Genomic DNA, 13,055 nt, shown 5'->3' with positions numbered 1-13,055 from the left:
GACGAGGACATCGACTCGTCCATCATGGACTGCTCGAACTGCATGCGCTGCGACAACGCCTGTCCGTCCTCTGTGCCGTTGAGCCAGATGCACAACACCGCTCGCGGCGAGTACGTCGACGAGCAGATGGACAAACTCTCGCGGGAATACATTCGCAATCGCATCTTGTCCAATTATCGAACGATGGCCGAACTCGGCAGCAAAGTCCCCCGACTCACGAACTTCGTGATGGGACTCGGCGTCACGAAACTGTTCAACGAGAAAGTGATGGGTATCACCTCCGAACGCGAGTTCCCCGAGTTCGCTACCCAGACGTTCAGAGAGTGGTGGGACGAACGCGACGGCCCGCAGGTCCGAGACGAAGACAAGCGCGTGGCGTACTTCCACGGCTGTTACTCGAACTACAACACGCCGGAAGTTGGTAAGGCGATGGTCCGCGTTTTCGAGTCCTTTGGGTACGAAGTCGTTGTGCCCGTCCAGCGCTGTTCGGGCACGCCGATGTTCGCCAACGGAATGTTGGACGACGCCAAGCGCGCAGCAGGTATCAACGTCGGGAACTTCTCGGGATTGATTGCCGACGGCTACGACGTCATCGCTTCCTGTACGTCGTGTTCGATGTCGCTCAAGCAAGAGTACCCCGAACTGTTCGATTTGGAGGGCATAGAAGACGTGTCGGCACACACGTTCGAGGCGATGGAGTACCTGCGAATCCACGAGGATTTGGAAGGTGCGCTGTCGGAGTCGTCGGTGTCTGAGCAGTCGTATGCGTACCACGCACCGTGTCACGCGCGCAATCAGGGTCTCGACAGACAGGCCGTGGAGTTGTTCCGGGAGTTAGATGGTATCGACATCGAAGACGTGGGGTCGTCGTGTTCGGGCATCTCGGGCACCTACGGCTGGAAAGAGGAGAAATACGACAAATCGATGAAGATAGGCGAGGAGATGTTCGAGCATATGCACCACGCTTCGGGGAACGTGGGGATGACCGAATGTCCGACGTGTTCGATGCAGATGGAACACGGCACCGGCTACGAGATTCGACACCCACTCCAAGTTCTCGAAGAAGCTCTCGTCTGAGGTGACTAACACGATTTTTCGCCCGACGGCGACGACTCGCGTAGGGCTTTTGCTCGTCGGGTCCTAACCGCCGGATGGGAACATTGGGCGAGCGAATCGCCCGACGACTATGACTATCCAGACTGAAGTCCTCGTCATCGGCGGTGGAGCAACGGGTGTCGGAATCGCACGCGACTTGGCGATGCGCGGTGTCGATGTCGTCGTCGCCGAACGCGGTGGCCTCGCCAGCGGGACCTCCGGCCGGTCGCACGGCTTGCTGCACAGCGGCGCGCGGTACGCACCGGACGACGAACTCGGTGCGGAAGAGTGCATCAGAGAGAACGAAATCCTCAGAGACATCGCGGGCCACTGCGTCCGCGACACGGGCGGCTTCTTCGTCCAACTCCCCGAAGACGACCCAGAGTTCTTCGAGGAGAAACTGGCGGCCTGCGAGCGAATCGGCATCGACGCCGAAGTACTCGACACTGAAACCGCACAAGCGGAAGTACCGGGACTCGCCCCCGACGCCGAACGGGTGATGAAAGTCCCCGACGGCGTCATCTACCCGTCGCGTCTGGTCGCCGCCAACGCGAAAAGCGCTGCCGACCACGGCGCCGAGATACTCGTCCACGCACCCGTGACCGACGTTCACGTCGAAGACGGGCAGGCGACCGGCGCGACGCTCGGCGGCGACGTAGACGACACGGTCGAAGCAGAGTACGTCGTCAACGCCGCGGGGACGTGGGCCGGCCAGTGCGCCGACCTCGCAGGCGTCGAGGTGGCGATGCGGCCAACCAAGGGCGTGATGGTTTCGGTCGACTATCCGGGTCTCGGTCCCGTTCTCAACCGCTGTCGCCCGCCCGCCGACGGCGACATCGTCGTCCCCCACGAGACGCAGGCGGTGTTGGGAACGACGAGTATCGAAGTCGACGACCCCGATGAGTTCGACGAGGAACACTGGGAGATACAGAAGATGGTCGAGGAGTGCGCGAAAATGCTCCCCGACGCCGCGACGAGCGAGATTCTCCGCACGTGGTGGGGTGTCCGGCCGCTGTACGCACCCGACGAGGCCGAACGCGAGACGATGGACGGCGGCGAAGGCGACGCCCGTGGTATCTCGCGCGGGTTCTTCCTGCTCGACCACGAGCGAGAGGGCGTCGAGAACTTCGCCAGCATCGTCGGCGGGAAACTGACGACCTATCGGATGATGGCCGAGGCGACGACCGACCACGTCTGTGAAGCACTCGACGTCGACGAACCGTGTCGTACCGCCGAGGAGAGACTACCGGGCGTCGACGACGAACGGGAGGTAGACAGCTTCGTCACCGAGTACGACGCACGTTCGCCGACCGACGAGGACGTGCTGACGGCGGACTGACTGGTCTCAGTTCTACTCTCGAAGCACGTGCTTCGAGGTGTTCGATTTTCGGGCGCGGCGAGTCGTCTCGTCCGCATTCAACAGCGTGTCCAGTCGGCGCTCGAACTCCTCGTCGGAGAGTTCACCGGCGGCGTACTTACGTTTCAGAATCTCCGAGGGGTTGGAGCTGTCGGGGGAATCAGCGCGGTCGGTGCGGTCGACGCTGTCGGTACTGTATATTCGCGTCGACTTCGGCTTCGCGTTCCCGTACGACTGTGGTGAATCGAGGTTCCCGATAAGGGAGAGATACACCGGCCAGAGGACGAGAACGGTCAGCAACCCAGCCACGATAGAGAGGCCAAGTGCGAGCAGTCCGACGAAGAACCACCCGAATCCAAGCGAACCGAACCCGAACAGCGAAAACAACAGCGCGCTGCCAGTGAAAGCGCCCGTTGCCGACGCGAGGAGGAGGCGGCCGAACGTACTGTCGGGCGTGTAGTGTTCGACGAGTCGGTGTGCCTTCCGAACAGTCGACTGTTCCGTCGAGGGGCCAACCATACAACAAAATAACAGGTAGGTTGTAAAACAGTTCTGGGTCCGTCGATTCACGAAGCGGCGTGTTATCGAGTCATCTCCCGGCTGAATATCGCGTCGAGTAACTGACTGACGTGGGGGCCGGTCTCGGTTCGGATGCGAAACCACGAAAGCAACGCCGCCAGCGACAGCGCCATCACGAGCGCCGGAGCGTAGACGAAGTAGTTCGTTACGCTCAGCGCAGGCGACACGCTGGCGACGAACAGCGTCGGGAGAAACAGGAGTCCGAAGGTTCCGATTGCGCGCATCAGTTCGTCCCGGACGACCGCAAGCGGTCGAGAAGAGTGACCGACGGACTCGACCCGGTCACGCGTCGTCTCACTGGGGGCGAGCAGCCGATACCGGTCATGACCGCGAAGCATCTGGAGGCCACACCAGCCAAGAAACGTCCCGACGACAGCCCAACCGAACTCGAACAATCCGAACGACTCCTGAACGCCGTTCAGCGTACCGAGCCACCCCACGGCGATGCCGACGAACAGGTACGAGAGTCCGGCGAACCCGTTCCACGACAGCGAGACCGGGCCACGGTCCACGTCGACGCCAAGTCCCGAGAACACCGCGGTCAGACAGGCCAGCCCGAGCCAGCACAGACCGACGGTGTACACCAGCCCCTCAGTGGCCACGTCACGGGTGAGAAACCCGACTTGGAAGGCGAAGGTGATAACGAAAAACGCCGACGTACGTCGGTGCATACCTGTAAATCGGGTGACTCGACACAAAATAGTACCGCTCGAATGAAACGCGTGAGTCCGCTCAGTCGTTCTGTGCGGCCGACTGCTCGGCGACGCGGGCGATGCCGATGGTGACGTCGACGCCTTCGACGTCCCACTCCTCGCGGAGGTCGAACGACTCGTCCTCGTCGACGAACTCGCTCGTGCGGGTCTCTTCTGCGATGAACTCGCGGTTCTCGTCGACGAACGCGGCGACGCGGTCGTCGGCGACGTCGACGTGTGCGCGGATGCGCTCTTCGACGTCGAGGTCGAGTTGCTTGCGCATCTCCTGCACCCGGCGGACGACGTCGCGGGCGTAGCCCTCGGATTCGATTTCGTCCGTTAGCTGGGTGTCGACGTAGACGGTGCCGCCGTCGAACTCGGCACCCGAGAGGTACTCTGGTGGCTCTGCGTGGAACTCGACCATCTCCTCGTCGAGTTCGTACGTCTCGCCGTCGACGTCGACGGAGAGGCCACCGTCCTGCGTGAGTTCGTCGCGGGAGGTACCCTGCACTGCACCCATGATTTGCTGGGCCTCACCGCCGAAGGCGGGACCGATGACGCTCATCTGGGGGTCCGCGCGTTCGACGAGTTCGTCGAAGCCGTCGACGACTTCGAGCGACTGGCTGTTGACCCGTTCGAGGAGCAGCGATTCGAGCGAGCGAACCGACTCGGCCACCTCGTCGTCTGTCGTTTCGACGACGATGCGCTGGACGGGCCAGCGGAGTTTGCGGCCGCCCTGCTGACGAGCGTTTGCGGCCGCTTCCTCGACGGTTCGGAGCACCTCCATGTCGGCCTCCAGTTTCGGCTGGTGGTACGCTCGGTCGACTTCGGGCGCCGAGAGCATGTGGACCGTCGTCTCGCTGCCGTCGAGATGCTGGTACATCTGTTCTGCGAGATACGGCGTGAACGGCGCGATGAGACGCACGGTTTCGAGAAGCACCGTCGAGAGCGTCGCGTACGCGCCGCGCTTGGAGTCGGAGTCCTCCTCTTCCCACATCCGCTCACGGATGGCCTTCACGTAGAATCGGGAGACGTCGCCGACGACGAACTCCAGCACCTCGTTCAGCGCGTCGTGGACGCGGAACTCCGACCACGCCTCGTCGACGTTCGATTTGACCGACTGCAAGCGCGAGAGAACCCACTCGTCGACGACGGTGAGTTCGCCGTCGTCCAGATTCGCCTCGGCGGGGTCGTAGCCGTCGAGACGCATGTAGGGAAGCGGGAAGCGGAACACGTTCCAGAGAATGTTGAGCGTCGACTGCATCTCGCCGAGACCCTCCCACTCGAACGAGAGGTCGACGCCCTGCTGGTCGTGGCTCAGGAGATACGCGCGAAGCGGGTCGCGACCCGCACGTTCGATGGCCTCCTCGGGCGTGACGATGTTGCCGACGGATTTCGACATCTTTCGGCCGTCCTTGTCGTTGGCGAACCCGTGCATCAACACCTCTTTGTACGGGACTTCGCCGACGGCGGCGGTGCCCATGCCGAGCTGCGACCAGAACCACCCGCGGGTCTGGTCGTGCGCCTCGACGATGAAGTCGGCGGGCCACAGTTCGTCGTAGTCGCCCTCGTTGCCGGGGAAGTCGAGCGTCCCCCACGAGGCGACCGAGGAGTCTATCCACACGTCGAACACGTCGGGGACGCGTTCGTACGTCGTCCCGTCTTCGGTGATGGTCAGCGGGTCCACCGAGGGTCGGTGGAGGTCGACTTCCTCGGGGTTTACTTCTTGGTCGACGCGCTCTGCGAGTTCCTCGCGCGTGCCGACGACGATGAGGTCCTCCGGGTCCGGCGTCGCGTTCCCCTCCGGCACCCAGATGGGCAGCGGGATGCCCCAGTAGCGTTGTCGCGAGATGTTCCAGTCGGGGGCGTCTTCGACGAAGTTGCGGAAGCGACTGTCGCGTGCCCACTGCGGGTGCCACTCCGAATCCTCGATGTTGTCGAGGAGTTCGTCTTTCACGTCGGTGATGGTGATGAACCACTGGTCGGTGGCGAGGAAGATGATGTCCGTGTCACAGCGCCAACACTGACCGTAACGGTGGCGGTGCGTGCCGGAGGCAAAGAGAAGACCCTTCTCGTCGAGGTCCGCGATGATGTCGTCGTTGGCATCGCGGACAAACGTCCCTTCGTACTTGCCCGCGGCTTCGGCGAAATCACCGTTTCCGTGGACCGGCGAGAACACGTCGAGACCGAGTTCTTGGCCGCGCTCGAAGTCCTCTTGACCGTGGCCGGGCGCGGAGTGAACCAAGCCAGTACGGTCGGCTTCGACGTACTCGGCGGTGTAGACCTGCCCTGCGCCCTCGAAGTCGGCGTGGTCCGGAACTTCGTCGGCGAGCGGGTGGTCGTACTCCCAACCCACCATCTCCTCGCCACTGACCTCGTCGACGACTTCGTAGTCCTCGTAGCGACCCTTCTTCAGGGCCTCTTCGACGACCGGTTCGGCGAGGTAGAGGAGTTCACTCTCGCCGTCTCTCTCGGCACGAACGCCGAGGTAGGTCATCTCGCTGTCGACGGCGACGAACGTGTTCGCGGGGATGGTCCACGGCGTCGTCGTCCAGATGACGAGATTTCCTTCCTTGCCTTTCAGTGGGAACTTGACGTAGATGCTGGGCGACTCGATTTCGTGGTACTCGACCTCGTTGTCGGCGATGGCCGTCTCACAGCGCGGGCACTGGTTGATAGAGCGCTTGCCCTGACTGAGCAGGCCGTTCTCGTGGACCTGCTTGAACGCCCACCAACCGGCCTCCATGTACTCCGGCGAGAGCGTCTTGTAGGGGTTGTCCCAGTCCATCCAGACCCCGATGGACTGGAAGTCGTCGTCCATGTTCTCCCGATTTCGCTCGGCGAACTCCTTGCACTCCTCGATGAACGCCTCCATCCCGTACTCCTCGATGTCGCGCTTGGAGTCGAAGCCGAGTTCCTGTTCGACTTTCACCTCGATGGGCAGGCCGTGCATGTCGTAGCCCGGCCGGTCGGTGACGTGGTGGCCCTCCATCCGCTTTCGGCGGATGATGGCGTCTTTCAGGGTCTTGTTCCACGCCGTTCCGAGGTGCATCTGCCCCGAGGTGTACGGCGGCCCGTCGACGAAGAAGTACGAGGGGTCGTCGGCGTGCGCCTCCTTCGTCGCCTCGTAGGCGTCCGTGTCGTCCCAGTGCGCCTGCGCGGAAGACTCTACGTCCTCGGGGGCGTACTGGTCTGCGACGTCTTCCATACAGGGTGCTGTCGCCCGGCGTATATCAAAACGGTGGTCCCGTGCGTCGGCGTCACGTCCCGAGAAACAGTGCGTCAGCGCCGTCGCTCCGGAGACAGTGCGTAAAAAACGCCCGCAGCAGCGACTCGGCCGTCGGCGTCGCCGGCCGTCAGGTGTCGTCGGCTCTCGGGTGTCGTCAGCCCTCGGCGTGGGCGAATATCGAGTTCACCGTCTCCTGATACTGATGTAGATTCGACGACGGCGAGTACATCGACCCGTACCCCTCGTCGTCGTAGTCGACGATTTCGTTTTTCACCAGCACGTCGAGATGATACCGAACCGTCTTGTAGTCGAGGTCCAACCGCTCGGCGAGGCGATTGGCGTTCCACGGCTGTTCTTCGAGTGCCCGGAGGATTCGTACGCGATTCGTGCCACCTCTCGTGCCGGTGAGCACGTACCAAAGGATACCCTCCATCGACTACTCCTAAGGAGTGTCATCAAGTAATAGTATCGTACTGTCAGCTGCGCCGAACGACGTTCGGCACTTCCGGACTGCCGTTCTTTATTTCGAGATACACGTCCCATATCAAATCAGATAAGAGGTGGCCGTAGAGGACGACGGCGGTCAGCAACGCGAGCGGAAGGCTGACGACTGCGAGCACCGGAATCAGGAGGCCGACGATGACGACGTGACTGAGTAGCCTTCTGAGGGTTCCGACCTCACCGTCTTCGAATATCTCGTCCTGCCCGGCGAAGACGCGCGTCGGGTTCCGGAGACAGTCGCGGGCGGCGTGCCAACTGCCGGTGTTGACGCGAGCGACGAGAAAGTGGTCGAAGTCGATGCCGACGCCGATAATCGCCGAGTAGACGAGGACGAACCAGGTCGGAAGCGCCGTTTCGGCGACGAACGCGAACAGCATACCGAGCGCCAGCGAGATGACGAGATGGTGTTTGGAGTAGATGACGGGTCACCTGCGCGGTACGTCACGCGCGGAGACGATGAATCCGGCGACGAGTGTCGATTACCGCGGAGTCCGTGGCGCTCTCAGCCGAAATCCGGCAGGTCGTCGGGGGCTTCGAAGTCGGCTTCCCAGTCGACGTACTCCTCTTTCAGCACGTCGCAGACGATTTGGCCCAACTCGGTGAGTCCGGCGTTGATAGAGGAGACGTGCGACCAGCTGTCGAGGTCCGGGTGAATCTCCCGTTCTTTCCAGTCTTCGGGGAGACCCGGCGCGTGGTAGCCGACCCGGTCGGCGAAGTCGTCCCAGAAGAAGTCGAACCGCGAGACGAGGTCGAGGTCGGTGACGACGGCCCACTCGGACTCGCTCACTTCGGTCGTTTTCGTCCACTGTTCGAACGCTTCGGCCCACGCGCCCGACTGGAGGAACTCGCCGAGTTCGTCGCGGCGGTAATCGTCGTCGGCGATGACCTCGGCGTCGTCGTACTCGGCGGGGTCGACGGCGGACAGTTTCGGCGGGTCGGGCGTGGCAACGTCGAGTGTCATAGTTCGAGCGTCGCGGGCGAGAGAGAAAAGTACCGCGACGAAGTCGCCTCAGTTCGCGGTTCGTTCGGTGACTGTGTCGCGCTCGCGCCGCCCGTCGTACTCGCGATATTCGAGGTGTTCGTGGTGTTCACGGGCGTCGACGGGCGTCTCCGTCGACAGTAGCACGTCGAGCATCCGCTCGAACTCGTCGTCGTCGAGTTCGCCCGCCGCGTAGCGTTCGCGGAGCGTCAGTAGCGGGTCGGCGTCGGAAGCGAGGTCCGCGTCGAACGCCGTCGTCTCGGCAGGTTCGCGCCGACTCGCGTCGGCATCGAACTCCAAGTCGAGCCACGCCTCGATGCGCTCGACGAACTGGTCGGGGTCGGCGATGAACAGCAGCGTCGCCGACCACAGGAAGACGTACGCGAGCAGGAACCAGAACCCGCCGTTGACGACGAGTCCGGCGATACCGAGTGCGACGAGACCGACGACGAGCGTGAGCGCGAGCGGGCTCTCCATCGTTTCACGTGGGAGAGGAGCCATACGAGATGATTGTCCGCTGAGGAGATAAACACCGCCGTATCGCCCGCCTGCGGCGACCCGAACGTACTTCCGACCATCCATCAACTGACGAACCGACCGTGACCACAGAGAAAGAGAAGATGCTCCGTGGCGACGCCTACGACCCGTTCGAACCGCAACTCGTCGAGGAGCGAGAACGCGCGAGGGCGCTCACTCGCTGGTACAACGACACCGACGAGACCGAACCCGAGACGCGCGCCGCGCTACTGTCGGAACTGTTCGGCACCGTCGGCGAGAACGCGTTCGTCGAACCGCCGTTTCGCTGCGACTACGGGTCGCACATCCACGTCGGCGACGACTTCTTCGCCAACTTCGGCTGTGTGATGCTCGACGTCTGCGAGATACGCTTCGGGTCGCACTGCCTGCTGGGACCGGGCGTCCACATCTACACGGCGACGCATCCGCTCGACGCCGAGACGCGGCGCGAGGGCGTCGAGTTCGGCGACCCGGTCACCGTCGGCGACGACGTGTGGATAGGCGGGCAGGCGGTACTCAATCCCGGAGTTTCGGTCGGTGACCGCGCCGTCGTCGCCTCCGGCGCGGTGGTCACGAACGACGTGCCCGACGACGTCGTCGTCGGCGGCAACCCCGCGCGAGTGCTGAAGGAACTCTGAGGGTTCTGAGAACGCTGAGCGAGGCAACTGTCACGAACGATTCGTCGCCACGTTCATCGGGTCGTCGCTCGAAACGGGAGCCATGACCGACCTGATGGAGACGTACATCGAAAACCGTCACCTCATCCAGCCGAACGACACCAACAACTACGACATGGCCCACGGGGGCAACGTGCTGAAATGGATGGACACCGACGGGGCGCTGGCGGCGATGCGTTTCGCCGGCCAGACCTGCGTGACCGCCCGGATGGAGCAGGTGAACTTCGTCCAACCCATCCCGCGCGGCGACACCGCGCTGATTCAGGCGTACGTCTACAAAGCCGGCGAGACGAGTATCCGCGTCCGCATCAAGGCGTTCCGCGAGAACCCGCAGACGGGCGAGACGGAACTGACGACGGAATCGCTGTTCGTCTACGTCGCCATCGACGAAGACCACAAGCCGTCGTCGGTGCCGGCGTTAACCGTCGGAAGCGAGGAGGGCGAACGACTGCGCGAACAGGCGCTGTCGGCGGAAGCGGAACTGTCGAACGGGCGGTAATCTCTGAATACTCCCTTCGTGGGGTATGTCATTTCTACAGTGTCTGTGGACAGCGTTAGCTGTGATGTTCGTGGGTGGAATATTTCGGTTGCTGGACATTGAGGTTCGCTATCTCACGTAGCAGAATCCGTTAGCGACGTTGGTAGTGCATTGCCGCTCTCAACCCCTTTGCGGTGAGTGAAGCTCGTGAGTTCGTGTGGGGTGAACGAAGCGGCGTGTCCCGCGAGCGAGGCCGAACAGCCGAACGAGCGGCTTTTTTGTGCAGGTTTTTGCAAGCGGAGGTGGGCGAAGCGCACCCCCGCAGTAAAAAGGTGCGCTAGAACTCGTCGTCGTCCGGCGAGAGGTCGATAGCGGACGGCGGACGACCGGCGGAGTCGAGAATCTCGTCGGAGACGAGAATCGGGCAGTCGACGCGGACGGCGAGAGCGATAGCGTCGCTCGGGCGGGCGTCGAAGACGTAGCTCACCGGTTCGCCGTCCTCGTAGCGTTCGGCGTCGAGTTTCGCGTAGAACGTTCCGTCCGAAAGGTCGTCGATGCGGACGCCGTCGATAGCGCCGCCGAACTCGGTCACCATATCGACGAGAAGGTCGTGGGTCAACGGGCGCTCGAACGGTTCGCCGGCGAGGCCGAGACGGATGGTCTGTGCTTGGTCGGCGGTGACGAATATCGGGAGGACTTCCTCGCGGGCGCGGAGAACGACGGCGGGGACGTTCGTCCCGTCGGAGCCGACGCCGACGCCAATGCCCTCCACTTCGGCAGTATGCTCCATGCTCACACGTTCGTCGTCGAAGGTAAATAGCTACCTGCGACCCGCAACTCGCGCGAACAGACAGGGTATGGAGAGAGAAACTCATTCGACACTCTCACGAAAAGACGAACGTCTGTCGCGTCCGGTGTCAGCGGCGGGCGTACCAGAGCGCGAAACCGAACGCGAGAACGACGAGGCCACCGAGGAAAAAGGCCAGACCCGGGGGGAACGCGGGGGCAGTAGAGGCCGTCGTCTCGACGGCGGACGTGGCAAGTTCGGCGCTCCCGCCGTCGCCGGCACCCGACTGCGCGACGAACGGAAGTTGTCCAGTCGCGGCGATTTGGACCACGACGCTGACGGCGGCGAGGATACCCACGCTCGCCAGCAAGCGTTTGAGCGCAGCTTTCAACCCGGCGCTCTCGGACTCGCGGCCGGCGAAAACGACGAGCGGGCGGTCTGCGGGCGCGTAGACGTTCATCTCACGGCCTTTCTCGGAGTAGACGGTGTCGACGACGTCGACCAACCCCGCGCGTTCGAGTTTCTTGAGGTGGTACTGGACGTTCTGCAGCGAGGAGTCGACGCGCGAAGCGAGGCCCGACGGCGTGTCGGGGTCGTCGTGGAGCATCGACAGCAGTTTTCGGGCGGTGTCGGAGGAGAGCGCCGACAGCAGGTCGTCGGCGTCCTCACTGTCGACGCCGATGACCCGCGGTTCCGCCTCGTCAGCGGCGGAAGTGTCGGGCGTGGAGGGCAACAGTCTCGCCATGTCGGGAGAGTATCCCACCGGCGAACAAAACCGTTTTCGTCAACCGAACGACGCTATTCGGGTTGTTCGACGACCAACACCCGCAAATCGTTGACGTTGGTTCCCGTGGGTCCGGTGTCGACAATAGCGCCACGGGCGTCGAGATAGTCGAAGGCGTCGTTGTCGGCGAGGGCCGTCCGAGCGGTGGCCACGTCGTCGACGGTGTCGGCGTCGACGACAGCGCCGGCGACGTCGGTACCGCCGTCGCGGCCGTCGGTGTCGGCGCAGGCGAGAACGACTTCGGTCTCAGTTCGCCACGCCGTTGCGAACTCGATGGCCGCCGAGAGCGCGAACTCCTGATTCGGTCCGCCGGTGCCGTCGCCCCGCACCGTCACCGTCGTCTCACCGCCTGAGAGTACCACTGCCGGGGGGGACACCGGGTTTCCGGTGAAAATTGCTTCTTCGGCGACTGCGGCGTGCGTCTTCGCGGCTTCCCGTGACTCGCCTCGAACTCGTGACGAGAGGATACAGGTGTCGTAGCCCCACGATTCGGCTTCGTTTCTGGCCGCGTCGAGCGAACCGAAGTTGCTCCCGAGCAGCACGTTTCGGACCCGGTCGAAGACGGGGTCCGTGTTCCGAGGCGTCTCGTCGAGTTCGCCCGCCGCGCCACGTTCGAGTCGCATTCGAACAGATTCGGGTGCGTCGATACCGTATCGCTCCAGTACGTCAAGGGCGTCGGCATAACTCGTCTCGTCGGGAGCGGTCGGACCGCTGGCGATGACGCTCAAATCGTCGCCGACGACGTCGCTCAGCACGAGGCCGACCACCGTCGCGGGTGCGGCAGTTCGGGCGAGACGGCCGCCTTTGATAGCCGAGAGATGCTTGCGGACGGCGTTCATCTCCGCTATCTCCGCGCCGCTGTCGAGCAGCGCGTCAGTGGTTTCTCGCAAATCTCCGAGGCTCACGTCGCCGGCAGGCGCGGCGAGCAGCGCACTCCCCCCGCCGGTGACGACGGCGAGGACGAGCGTCCGTTCGTCGGCCGCCTCCGCGAGTTCGAGCAGTCGTCTCGTGCCTTCGACGCCGCGTTCGCTTGGAACGGGGTGGTCACCGACGACGACGGAGACACGGGAGAGGTCGGCGGCGTCGGGAACGACGACGACGCCGTCGGTGATGCGGTCGTCCAGTACGCCTTCGAGCGCACGAGCGACGCCGACGCCCGCCTTCCCGCCGCCGAGAACGAGCACGTCGTCGTAGTCGGTGAGGTCGTACTGGTCGTCGGCGATGTGTAGCATCTGGTCGTCGAGCGTCACCGCGTCGGCGACGACGCGTTCGGGGTTCGCCGCGGCGATACCGGCCTCCAGACAGGCCAGCGCCGTCTCGCGGGCATCCGTCCCGCCGAGTTCGGCGGCGTTGCGGACGATTGTCATACCCCCACGTCGTG

Annotated in this window: 14 protein-coding genes; 4 read left to right on the top strand and 10 right to left on the bottom strand. The window is 63.5% G+C overall.

The features are described 5' to 3' along the window. Positions 1–1,077: anaerobic glycerol-3-phosphate dehydrogenase subunit C (locus AUR64_RS02940; RefSeq protein WP_058580461.1), on the top strand; the 1,077-nt coding region annotated here is incomplete at its 5' end. A gap of 109 nt (positions 1,078–1,186) precedes the next feature. Further along, a complete protein-coding gene (locus AUR64_RS02935) occupies positions 1,187–2,434 on the top strand; it encodes an FAD-dependent oxidoreductase (RefSeq protein WP_058580460.1) in 1,248 nt (415 codons plus the stop codon). 12 nt (positions 2,435–2,446) lie between these two features. On the opposite strand, the gene AUR64_RS02930 is transcribed toward AUR64_RS02935, so the two are convergent. From AUR64_RS02930 to AUR64_RS02900, 7 genes are all read right to left on the bottom strand, one after another. Next, entirely contained in the window at positions 2,447–2,971 is a 525-nt protein-coding gene (locus tag AUR64_RS02930) for an SHOCT domain-containing protein (protein ID WP_058580459.1), read from the bottom strand. Between the two features lie 62 nt (positions 2,972–3,033). After that, positions 3,034–3,702 (bottom strand): hypothetical protein, encoded by a 669-nt coding sequence (locus AUR64_RS02925; protein ID WP_058580458.1) that lies wholly within the window; start codon positions 3,700–3,702, stop codon positions 3,034–3,036. A gap of 61 nt (positions 3,703–3,763) precedes the next feature. Further along, positions 3,764–6,931 (bottom strand): isoleucine--tRNA ligase, encoded by a 3,168-nt coding sequence (gene ileS, locus AUR64_RS02920; protein WP_058580457.1) that lies wholly within the window; start codon positions 6,929–6,931, stop codon positions 3,764–3,766. A gap of 175 nt (positions 6,932–7,106) precedes the next feature. Further along, positions 7,107–7,385, bottom strand: a complete 279-nt coding sequence (locus AUR64_RS02915) for a winged helix-turn-helix domain-containing protein (RefSeq protein ID WP_058580456.1) — start codon at positions 7,383–7,385, stop codon at positions 7,107–7,109. A gap of 43 nt (positions 7,386–7,428) precedes the next feature. Further along, on the bottom strand, positions 7,429–7,830 hold the full coding sequence (locus tag AUR64_RS02910; protein WP_058580455.1) for a hypothetical protein: 402 nt from the start codon (positions 7,828–7,830) through the stop codon (positions 7,429–7,431). Between the two features lie 125 nt (positions 7,831–7,955). Then, complete coding sequence (locus tag AUR64_RS02905; RefSeq protein WP_058580454.1) at positions 7,956–8,414, bottom strand: hypothetical protein; 459 nt, start codon at positions 8,412–8,414, stop codon at positions 7,956–7,958. A gap of 48 nt (positions 8,415–8,462) precedes the next feature. Continuing rightward, on the bottom strand, positions 8,463–8,933 hold the full coding sequence (locus tag AUR64_RS02900) for an SHOCT domain-containing protein (RefSeq protein WP_155120488.1): 471 nt from the start codon (positions 8,931–8,933) through the stop codon (positions 8,463–8,465). A 98-nt stretch (positions 8,934–9,031) separates the two neighbouring features. On the opposite strand from AUR64_RS02900, the gene AUR64_RS02895 reads away from it, so the two are divergent. After that, a complete protein-coding gene (locus AUR64_RS02895) occupies positions 9,032–9,586 on the top strand; it encodes a sugar O-acetyltransferase (protein ID WP_058580452.1) in 555 nt (184 codons plus the stop codon). Positions 9,587–9,668: 82 nt separating this feature from the next. After that, on the top strand, positions 9,669–10,124 hold the full coding sequence (locus tag AUR64_RS02890) for an acyl-CoA thioesterase (RefSeq protein WP_058580451.1): 456 nt from the start codon (positions 9,669–9,671) through the stop codon (positions 10,122–10,124). 316 nt (positions 10,125–10,440) lie between these two features. Here AUR64_RS02890 and AUR64_RS02885 read toward each other — a convergent pair whose 3' ends face one another. The 3 genes from AUR64_RS02885 to AUR64_RS02875 all read right to left on the bottom strand — a co-directional run bounded on the left by AUR64_RS02885 (position 10,441) and on the right by AUR64_RS02875 (position 13,041). Further along, positions 10,441–10,893, bottom strand: a complete 453-nt coding sequence (locus AUR64_RS02885) for a bifunctional nuclease family protein (RefSeq protein WP_058580450.1) — start codon at positions 10,891–10,893, stop codon at positions 10,441–10,443. Positions 10,894–11,020: 127 nt separating this feature from the next. Beyond that, positions 11,021–11,635 carry an ArsR/SmtB family transcription factor gene (locus AUR64_RS02880; RefSeq protein ID WP_058580449.1) on the bottom strand — a complete coding sequence of 205 codons (615 nt, stop codon included), beginning with the start codon at positions 11,633–11,635 and terminating at the stop codon, positions 11,021–11,023. A gap of 53 nt (positions 11,636–11,688) precedes the next feature. Continuing rightward, positions 11,689–13,041 (bottom strand): glycerate kinase type-2 family protein, encoded by a 1,353-nt coding sequence (locus tag AUR64_RS02875; protein ID WP_058580467.1) that lies wholly within the window; start codon positions 13,039–13,041, stop codon positions 11,689–11,691. Positions 13,042–13,055: the final 14 nt, after the last annotated feature.

The organism is Haloprofundus marisrubri (assembly GCF_001469955.1).
In the GTDB taxonomy this organism is placed as follows: domain Archaea; phylum Halobacteriota; class Halobacteria; order Halobacteriales; family Haloferacaceae; genus Haloprofundus; species Haloprofundus marisrubri.
The sequence above is the reverse complement of the archived record's forward strand: the minus strand, read 5'-3'. Positions and strand labels throughout refer to the sequence as shown.

Excerpts from the sequence above, each read along its gene's own strand:
- AUR64_RS02935 (WP_058580460.1), top strand. The coding sequence starts at position 1,187 with ATGACTATCCAGACTGAAGTCCTCGTCATCGGCGGTGGAGCAACGGGT.
- AUR64_RS02930 (WP_058580459.1), bottom strand. The coding sequence starts at position 2,971 with ATGGTTGGCCCCTCGACGGAACAGTCGACTGTTCGGAAGGCACACCGA.
- AUR64_RS02925 (WP_058580458.1), bottom strand. The coding sequence starts at position 3,702 with ATGCACCGACGTACGTCGGCGTTTTTCGTTATCACCTTCGCCTTCCAA.
- ileS (WP_058580457.1), bottom strand. The coding sequence starts at position 6,931 with ATGGAAGACGTCGCAGACCAGTACGCCCCCGAGGACGTAGAGTCTTCC.
- AUR64_RS02915 (WP_058580456.1), bottom strand. The coding sequence starts at position 7,385 with ATGGAGGGTATCCTTTGGTACGTGCTCACCGGCACGAGAGGTGGCACG.
- AUR64_RS02910 (WP_058580455.1), bottom strand. The coding sequence starts at position 7,830 with ATGCTGTTCGCGTTCGTCGCCGAAACGGCGCTTCCGACCTGGTTCGTC.
- AUR64_RS02905 (WP_058580454.1), bottom strand. The coding sequence starts at position 8,414 with ATGACACTCGACGTTGCCACGCCCGACCCGCCGAAACTGTCCGCCGTC.
- AUR64_RS02900 (WP_155120488.1), bottom strand. The coding sequence starts at position 8,933 with ATGGCTCCTCTCCCACGTGAAACGATGGAGAGCCCGCTCGCGCTCACG.
- AUR64_RS02890 (WP_058580451.1), top strand. The coding sequence starts at position 9,669 with ATGACCGACCTGATGGAGACGTACATCGAAAACCGTCACCTCATCCAG.
- AUR64_RS02885 (WP_058580450.1), bottom strand. The coding sequence starts at position 10,893 with ATGGAGCATACTGCCGAAGTGGAGGGCATTGGCGTCGGCGTCGGCTCC.
- AUR64_RS02880 (WP_058580449.1), bottom strand. The coding sequence starts at position 11,635 with ATGGCGAGACTGTTGCCCTCCACGCCCGACACTTCCGCCGCTGACGAG.
- AUR64_RS02875 (WP_058580467.1), bottom strand. The coding sequence starts at position 13,041 with ATGACAATCGTCCGCAACGCCGCCGAACTCGGCGGGACGGATGCCCGC.